Annotated in this window: 6 protein-coding genes; 4 read left to right on the forward strand and 2 right to left on the reverse strand. The window is 45.7% G+C overall.

Features of this window, described 5'->3' with window-relative positions; all coding sequences use genetic code 11:
- From VIP81_RS00390 to VIP81_RS00400, 3 genes are all read left to right on the forward strand, one after another.
- Nucleotides 1–1174 (forward strand): hypothetical protein (locus VIP81_RS00390; protein ID WP_331956491.1); only part of this gene is annotated, 1174 nt, incomplete at its 5' end.
- A gap of 90 nt (nucleotides 1175–1264) precedes the next feature.
- Nucleotides 1265–2038, forward strand: coding sequence for a class I SAM-dependent methyltransferase (locus tag VIP81_RS00395; protein WP_331956492.1), 774 nt, complete (start codon nucleotides 1265–1267; stop codon nucleotides 2036–2038).
- A 243-nt stretch (nucleotides 2039–2281) separates the two neighbouring features.
- Complete coding sequence (locus VIP81_RS00400) at nucleotides 2282–3280, forward strand: sterol desaturase family protein (RefSeq protein ID WP_331956493.1); 999 nt, start codon at nucleotides 2282–2284, stop codon at nucleotides 3278–3280.
- On the opposite strand, the gene VIP81_RS00405 is transcribed toward VIP81_RS00400, so the two are convergent.
- Nucleotides 3268–4365, reverse strand: coding sequence for a metallophosphoesterase (locus tag VIP81_RS00405; RefSeq protein ID WP_331956494.1), 1098 nt, complete (start codon nucleotides 4363–4365; stop codon nucleotides 3268–3270). The two genes, VIP81_RS00400 and VIP81_RS00405, sit on opposite strands and share 13 nt — an antisense overlap.
- Nucleotides 4366–4478: 113 nt before the next feature.
- Nucleotides 4479–4997 carry a cold shock domain-containing protein gene (locus VIP81_RS00410; RefSeq protein ID WP_331956495.1) on the reverse strand — a complete coding sequence of 173 codons (519 nt, stop codon included), beginning with the start codon at nucleotides 4995–4997 and terminating at the stop codon, nucleotides 4479–4481.
- A gap of 316 nt (nucleotides 4998–5313) precedes the next feature.
- Between VIP81_RS00410 and VIP81_RS00415 the strand changes: the two genes are divergently transcribed.
- A partial coding sequence (locus tag VIP81_RS00415) for a hypothetical protein (RefSeq protein ID WP_331956496.1) occupies nucleotides 5314–7529 on the forward strand: 2216 nt, incomplete at its 3' end.

Raw genomic sequence — 7529 nt, forward strand, 5'->3', positions numbered from 1 at the left:
CATCAAACGCGACTCGGTAAAAAAAGTGGACGCTGTAAGAACTACATTTGCATCGGGTACCAGATATGACTCCATAAAAAAAGTGGACGCTGTAAGAACTACATTTGCATCGGGTACCAGATATGACTCCATAAAAAAAGAAGACTCTGTAAGAATACCCTTTGCCTCCATTAAACAAACAGATTCCATAAAAATCGCCTTTGAACGCAGCACCGTGAAAGAAACTGAGGCCCCCTTCATCGCTGCCTCAGCATCCGCAGATGCAGTACACTACCGGCTGCCACGCTTTAGCAGCTGGCAGTTGGATCCGGCCCTGCACTGGGGTTGGGGCAGTGGCAAAGATGATACATTGATACATAAAGTAGTGGCTGTTGGTGCGACAGATTCCATCAGTAAAACCACCATTACAAAAGACAACACGCCAACAGCTGCCACGAAAAACAAAACGCAGCAGTCAGAAACAACTGCTGCCACCACATCTCCCAATGATAAAATAAAACAAACTGTTACTGCCATAGAAAAGACTTCGCTGATAAAGTCGATCATGCAAAATACTTTTTCCAACCGCTATCAAAAGCCCGGTGGACAAGGAGTGCGCATGAACAACGGGCAAGGACCATTTTCCTTTTTATTGAACCTGGGTGTTACAGCAGATGAGGTATACTACGCGAACCCTACTATACAAATAGGACTTCCTTTTTTATATGGCATTGCTTCCCTGAGCACCAACTTTAATCTGGTGGGTGCAAGATTTGGAGCAGGTATTTCGGCAAAACTTTCGGACGACTGGCGACTACATCTGCAAGGAACTACCGGCCGACAGCTACACTATGTCGATGTTGGCGAAAACAACGACAGCGCCGGTACGCACGTTAGAACTGGACAAGTGAAATCCCGTATATTAAAATTCTCGTTAGTCGCAGAAAAACAATTGGGGGAACGCCTTCGGCTGCAGGCGGGCATCGTACTCAATAGCCAATTGCTTCAATACACGATGGATGATAGTACGCATACCTTATCAATTGCTGAAATGGATCAGGCGTATAAACAGTTTAATATTATCCACGCTCCTTATACCATCAGCAACACCTATGGTGTTAATCAAAACACCAAAATATGGATCGGGTTTCAGGTTGGTGTCTTCTATAACATAAATTTTAACAAACGGAAGTAAGGGTTTTTTATTTGTTGCGTGTAGTAGTAATGCATCAGTATAATGGTGATGTCCGTTGTACTTTTTTTTCATTTTAAGATGTCATTACAAATGATCGCATTATTAAAAACGGCAGAAAGAACCAACAATTCCTCCTACATTAATAACTATGTTTTTCAGCGGCATGTATTCGCATACAAAGCCATTCCACTGGAACATCTGCAACAGAAGCAGGTGCTGGAATTAGGCTGTGGAGAAGGATATGGTATGGAAATGCTGGCGCCACTTACCGCCCATTACCGCGCAGTAGACAAAAAGAAACCGATCAGTAAATTACCCGCCAACGCCTCCTTTCAGACGTGTAACCTACCGGCATTAACGGGCATCGCAGATAATAGTTATGATACGGTGATTTGTTTCCAGGTAATCGAACATATCAAAGATGACAGCACACTACTGCATGAAATCAGACGCGTGCTGAAACCGGGTGGCCGCCTGTTTTTAACTACCCCCAACCGCCTGACGTCTCTCAGCAGAAATCCTTTTCATGTAAGAGAATACCTGCCCAGAGAGATGTTTGCTTTAATGACTTCGCATTTTCCTACCGCAAAAGTAGAGGGGATACATGGCAACAGCACTGTGATGGCCTATTATGAGGAAAATAAGCGGAGCGTAGATAATATCGTCCGATTCGATATTTTCCGGCTGCAATACAGACTGCCCGCATTTTTATTACGCATACCCTACACTTTACTCAATAATCTGAATCGCTTCCTGTTGCTTAAAAAGATGGAAGATGTCACCGCAGGTATCGCATACGATGATTTCTATCAACATAGCCTGCGCCATGACTGTCTCGATTATTTTGTGACCGCTGTTAAATAACACTTTAAATCAGACCTATGCAACACCCGGGATACGCCGTATAAGCACCACCTTTTAGCCAATTTGTCGGAGTAAAGAGCGCTATGCGGTGTGTCCTTTTTTTATCCTTTCTCCAATAACCATGAGCTTGTTATAGGTGACACTTTGAAAATTCCACTTTATTTTGTACTTTGTTCAAACAATGTATCGCTTTGTACGTACAAATGAGTTTTCACGTATTCCACCTATAAATTTATCAGCGTTATGGCCATCTTTCAGACTTTATTCCAGGAACTGATCTCCTTCCTGGGCATTTCACAACTCATAGAAGTGTGTAAAACCGGTAACTATAAAGTCTTACTGACCTTAAACGGTATCTTCTCGGTCATATCACCTTTGATCCCATTCCTGCTGCTATTGGAAATTTGCAGGGCTATCTTTTACAAACGTTTTAAGATAGAAGACTACAAAATGCCCTTCTTCATCTTTGTGGCAAACCGGTTTATCTCCCGGTTTATTTCTATTGCAATGGTGGCGTTTTGTATTGGCCTGCTGGAAAAGTACGCGCTGTTCCATACTTCGCTGGCATGGTACTGGTTTATTTACGGCTATGTGATCTGGGAATTTTCGCACTTCATTTATCATTATTTCGGCCATAAGGTACGCCTGTTCTGGTGTTTGCATTCCACGCATCATGCGCCGCAAACCATGAATCTTTCGGTGACCTACGCGCATTTCTTTTTAGAAGCGCCTTATGCAGATGTAATCCGTACCAGCATCTGTATTTTAATGGGCGTAAATCCGCCGCTGCTGTTCATTATCATGTTCATTGATGGTACCTGGGGTTCGTTTATTCATGTGGGTGAAAACCTGATCAAAGACGGCCGCCTGGGCTTTTTGAATCGCATTATTCTAACGCCCTCGCATCATCGGGTGCATCATGCAAAGAACCCGTTGTATATGGATACCAACTTTTGTAACCTGCTCAATATCTGGGATAAAGTATTTGGTACCTTCCAGCACGAAAAGCAGGATATGCAGATTGAGTATGGTATTTCAAGAGAAATCAATCCCAATAATTTCCTGGATGTCTATTTCGGGGAGTTGTATTGTTTATGGAAAGATCTCCGGAAAGCACCGGGTATAAAAAACAAGTTCCTCTACATTGTGATGCCGCCCGGATGGAGTCATACCGGCGATCATAAAACGGCGAAAGTGGTAAAACAGGCGTTCCTGGAACAGGTGCCGGATCAGTCCATCTGATCGAAGAGGTAGTACAGCGGCGACTCTTCGAGTACTACGCGGCTGGAGCCATTTTCATCTTTCTTCCATTTAATCAAACGAATAAATCCTTCTGCTATTTCAATGCCGGTGATGTCGCCATCATTAAAACAGCAACAGCCGGTGTTGAAATAGGAGGGATGGGCCATTGTTTTTACAAATTGTTTGCCTGCATATTCTTCCTGTCTTGCTATTAATGCTTTTTGTAAGACGCTTACCTGTGCGGCGTCTCCTTTGCTTTGCGCTTTTTCCAGTTGCTTCGTCAACCGATCTATATGATCCAGCGAAGCAAACACCGGTTTATGGGTATGGCCTGAAATGAGAAAGGTATTTTGATACTGCATACTCCACTCATACATCATAATATTGTGGCGGTCTGCCAGGTCGAAAGAGTCGGAGAGGGTATCGGCATGCACATTAAAGAAACGCTGTACAGGCGTCCATATCGCAGCTACAAACCATTTGCTGAAAGTATTGCCATCGCTGCGCATATCGCCCTGATGACCATGCGTAAGGAATATGTTGTATTCGTTATCCTGGTAGCTGGTCTTCAGTATAACGCCTTCATATACTTTTAGCTTCTTACCGAATATAGGTTTCAAAAATTGCAGCCGGGGTACATTATAGCGCCATTCCAGGTCATGGTTGCCAAACACCCGGTAGTAGCGTTTCTGTTGAAAAAAGCGGGCTTCTTCCAGCAGGGAAGCGCGGTTTTCCGCGATCACCTTTGCCGGTGGGCATTCCCATAGCTCTTCACAGTCGCCGAGGTTAATGAAAGTAAAGCCCTGATCGTAATAGTGACTGAGGGCGGTCAGGTAGTTCTGCTCTGCGGCCATAAAATCATCTGCGCCATCTTTCCCGCCTTTATGCTGATCAGAGAAGATAATAAAGCGGGCCTGTTCCTGGTCAAACGGGATGACCAGTCCTTTTTGCCGCTTGCCTTGCAGAATTTCCTGCTGCAGCCGCGATAAAGAGATAAATACCTGTCGCTTGTCCGGTTTGGAAGAGAATCTGTTGGAGAGCCAGATAATAGGGCGTTGGAAGAGTCGTTTCAGCGGATTTGGCACGGTGTGTTCATTTAGGTATCGTGTGGCATCTCATCCTTACCACGCACAAAAATGAGCGGTTATTCATAACCGCTCAGATTTTATTTATTTCAAAAAGGCAGACCTCCTGCAGACTACTGTTGCTCTTGCTGCGGCGGTGGTGGCGGCGGTGTTTGTTGCACCTGCTGCACCTGCACTTTAACTTCTTTCTTTACATTTACAGCACTTGGACCTTTCTGTCCGCGCTCCACCTCAAAAGTAACTTTATCTTTCTCCTTAATCAGTTCTGTTAACTGGTTAATGTGCACAAACACGCTGTCCTGCGTTTGTTGATCAATAATGAATCCGTAACCTTTGGACTCATTGAAGAACTTCACTACGCCTCTGCGTATCAGTTCCACTGGCTCAGAAGGTTCATGCCTGGTGGCGCCCAACTGAATGTCTTCCAAATTGATTTCTTTTCTCTTTCTCGGATCGGGAGGAGTAGAGGAGATGTTACCGTTTTCATCAATGTACGCCATCATGTCTTCCAGACTCTTTCCTTTTCCACTGTTTGCTTTGCGTTCTTCCTTTCTTTCTGCCTTGTCCTGGCGTTGTTTCGCTTTTTTCTTTTCTTTTTCTTTTTTACCAACTGTTTCCTGGGATCTAGCCATATTTTGATTATATATTTTGATATGCTGCAAAGATCGGCTTTTTTTGCGTAAGCTGCCGGAAATATAACCGCTTGCAGGGGTTATGCACCGGCACTTTGCCCCGTGATGACCTGCAGTGGCTATTCTATCTTTTTTGCACATTCGGGAAATGTGCCGCTGTTTTTAGCATAATCGCCCTAATAATCCTCCATCGGATTACATATAACATTAACATTATCTTTTATCATATTTACATAGATTAGCGCATTGGTTTTTAAATCCGCAACAAAAATCAGATAACCAAAAAGAAGTCTGTTCAAACATCTAAACGCTTATGATGAAAACAACTGCCCTGATTTTTCTCGCCGCCATGGCAGGGAAACAGGCAACGGCACAGGTAGACGCCGGGCTGTTCCGCTATCCCGATGTATCCCGGTCACAAATTGCATTTTCCTATGCAAATGATATCTGGATTGTTCCTAAAAACGGTGGCACCGCCATCAAACTGATTTCTCCACCTGGTGTAGAATCATTTCCCAAATTTTCGCCCGATGGCAGCAAACTGGCGTTCAGCGGCAACTACGATGGTAACACCGACGTATATGTATTACCGGTAGCCGGCGGCGTACCACTGCGACTAACGGAATATGGCGGCCCTGATCGCGTGGTAGACTGGACCCCCGACGGGAAGCAGGTACTTTTTGCCTCCGGCAGAGAAAGCACCAAAGAACGGTTTAACCAGTTTTATACCATCCCGGAAACAGGTGGCACTGCTACCAAATTACCATTGGCCTACGCAGAATTCGGATCTTATTCGCCCGATGCCGGCAAAATAGCCCTTACCACCCGCTCCCAGAGCTTCCGCAACTGGAAACGCTACCGCGGCGGGATGAAAGCAGATATTCACGTGTTTGACTTTACCAAACAACTCGATGAAAACATTTCTGCCAAAAGCGAAGCCGGAGATGAATTCCCCATGTGGTACCACCACTACATCTACTTCCTCTCTGACCGCGGCGCCGAAAAACGCATGAACCTCTGGCGATACGATACCAACACAAAAGCATACGATCAAATCACGGCCTACAAAGACTATGACGTGCATTTCCCTTCCATGGGGCCTGAAGATATTGTGTACGAAGCCAGCGGAAAATTGTATGTGATGTCCCTGCAAACACAACAGTCAACGGAAGTGAAAATCACGATTACCACCGATCTCGCCGCCTTAAAACCGAAGCTCGTTCGCACGGTCAGGAATATACAATCCACTGCCATCAGCCCCGACGGACAACGTGCACTGATCAGCGCCCGCGGAGATGTGTTTTCCGTGCCCGCCATCAATGGGTATGTAAAAGACCTAACCCGCACCAGTGGCGTGGCAGAACGTTACCCTGTTTGGTCGCCCGATGGTAAAAACATTGCCTGGTGGAGCGATAAATCAGGCGACTATGAGCTGTGGATGGCCCCCGCCGGCAAAGAAAATGAAGCGAAACAAATCACCCATTTAGGCCCCGGATTCCGCTACAGCCCTTACTGGGCGCCAGATAGCAAGCAGCTTGCCTTTATTGATCAGGCGATGAAGATCTGGATACTCGATGTCACCACCGGCAAAACCACCGCAGTAGATCAGGCCCTCCATTATTCGCCCGATGTATTTGAGGGCTTTCGCTTCAGCTGGACCCCCGACAGCAGATGGCTAACCTATAGCCGCGATCTGGAGAACCTGCATGAAGCCGTATTTTTATTTGACACAAAAAATAATCAACGCCACCAGGTCACCAGCGGCTTCTACGACTGCAGCAGACCTGTGTTTGATGAAGAAGGTAAGTACCTCTACCTACTTACGAATCAGTCTTTCAAACCTTCCTACAGCAGCATCGATAATACCTTTATTTACGCCAACGCCACCATGATCGGTGTAATTGGCCTGGAAAAAACAACACCCTCTTTACTCGCCACCCGCAATGACGCCGTAGATGTGAAAGAAGAGAAGAAAGAAACACCACCGGCTGACAAAGAAAAAGGCAGGAAAGGGAAAGAGAAGAAAGACAAAAAAGAAACACCTGCCCCGGAGAAGAAGAGCACGAAGGTTGACCTGGATAATATGGAAGCCAGACTCGTGTTACTGCCCATCCCCGGTGGTATTTATTCCCGTCTCGGCGCCACCAAAGGAAAGATCCTGTTTCTCAGCAGCACCCCGCCGGATGATGAGGAAAGCAGCGGTGAATCAACCCTGCAATATTATGATATCGCTACCAAACAGGTGAAAACGATCATCAAAAATCCAGGCACTTATGAGATCTCTGCCGATCGCAGCAAGATACTGATCAACAGCGGCCCTTATGGTATCATAGAGCCCGCAGAAAATCAGAAAATAGATACCGCCATGCGCGTGGAAGAAATGGAAATGACCGTCAATCCCAAAGAGGAATGGAAACAGTTATTCATGGATACCTGGCGCATGGAAAGAGACTTTTTCTATGATCCGCATATGCACGGGGTAGACTGGAATGCTGTGAAAGATAAATACCTGCACCTGCTGGAAGGCGCGCG

It is taken from the genome of Chitinophaga sp. (assembly GCF_036566945.1).
In the GTDB taxonomy this organism is placed as follows: domain Bacteria; phylum Bacteroidota; class Bacteroidia; order Chitinophagales; family Chitinophagaceae; genus Chitinophaga.

What these genes read in the sequence shown, in the direction of transcription:
- VIP81_RS00395 (WP_331956492.1), top strand. Translation starts at nt 1,265, where the DNA reads ATGATCGCATTATTAAAAACGGCAGAAAGAACCAACAATTCCTCCTAC.
- VIP81_RS00400 (WP_331956493.1), top strand. Translation starts at nt 2,282, where the DNA reads ATGGCCATCTTTCAGACTTTATTCCAGGAACTGATCTCCTTCCTGGGC.
- VIP81_RS00410 (WP_331956495.1), bottom strand. Translation starts at nt 4,997, where the DNA reads ATGGCTAGATCCCAGGAAACAGTTGGTAAAAAAGAAAAAGAAAAGAAA.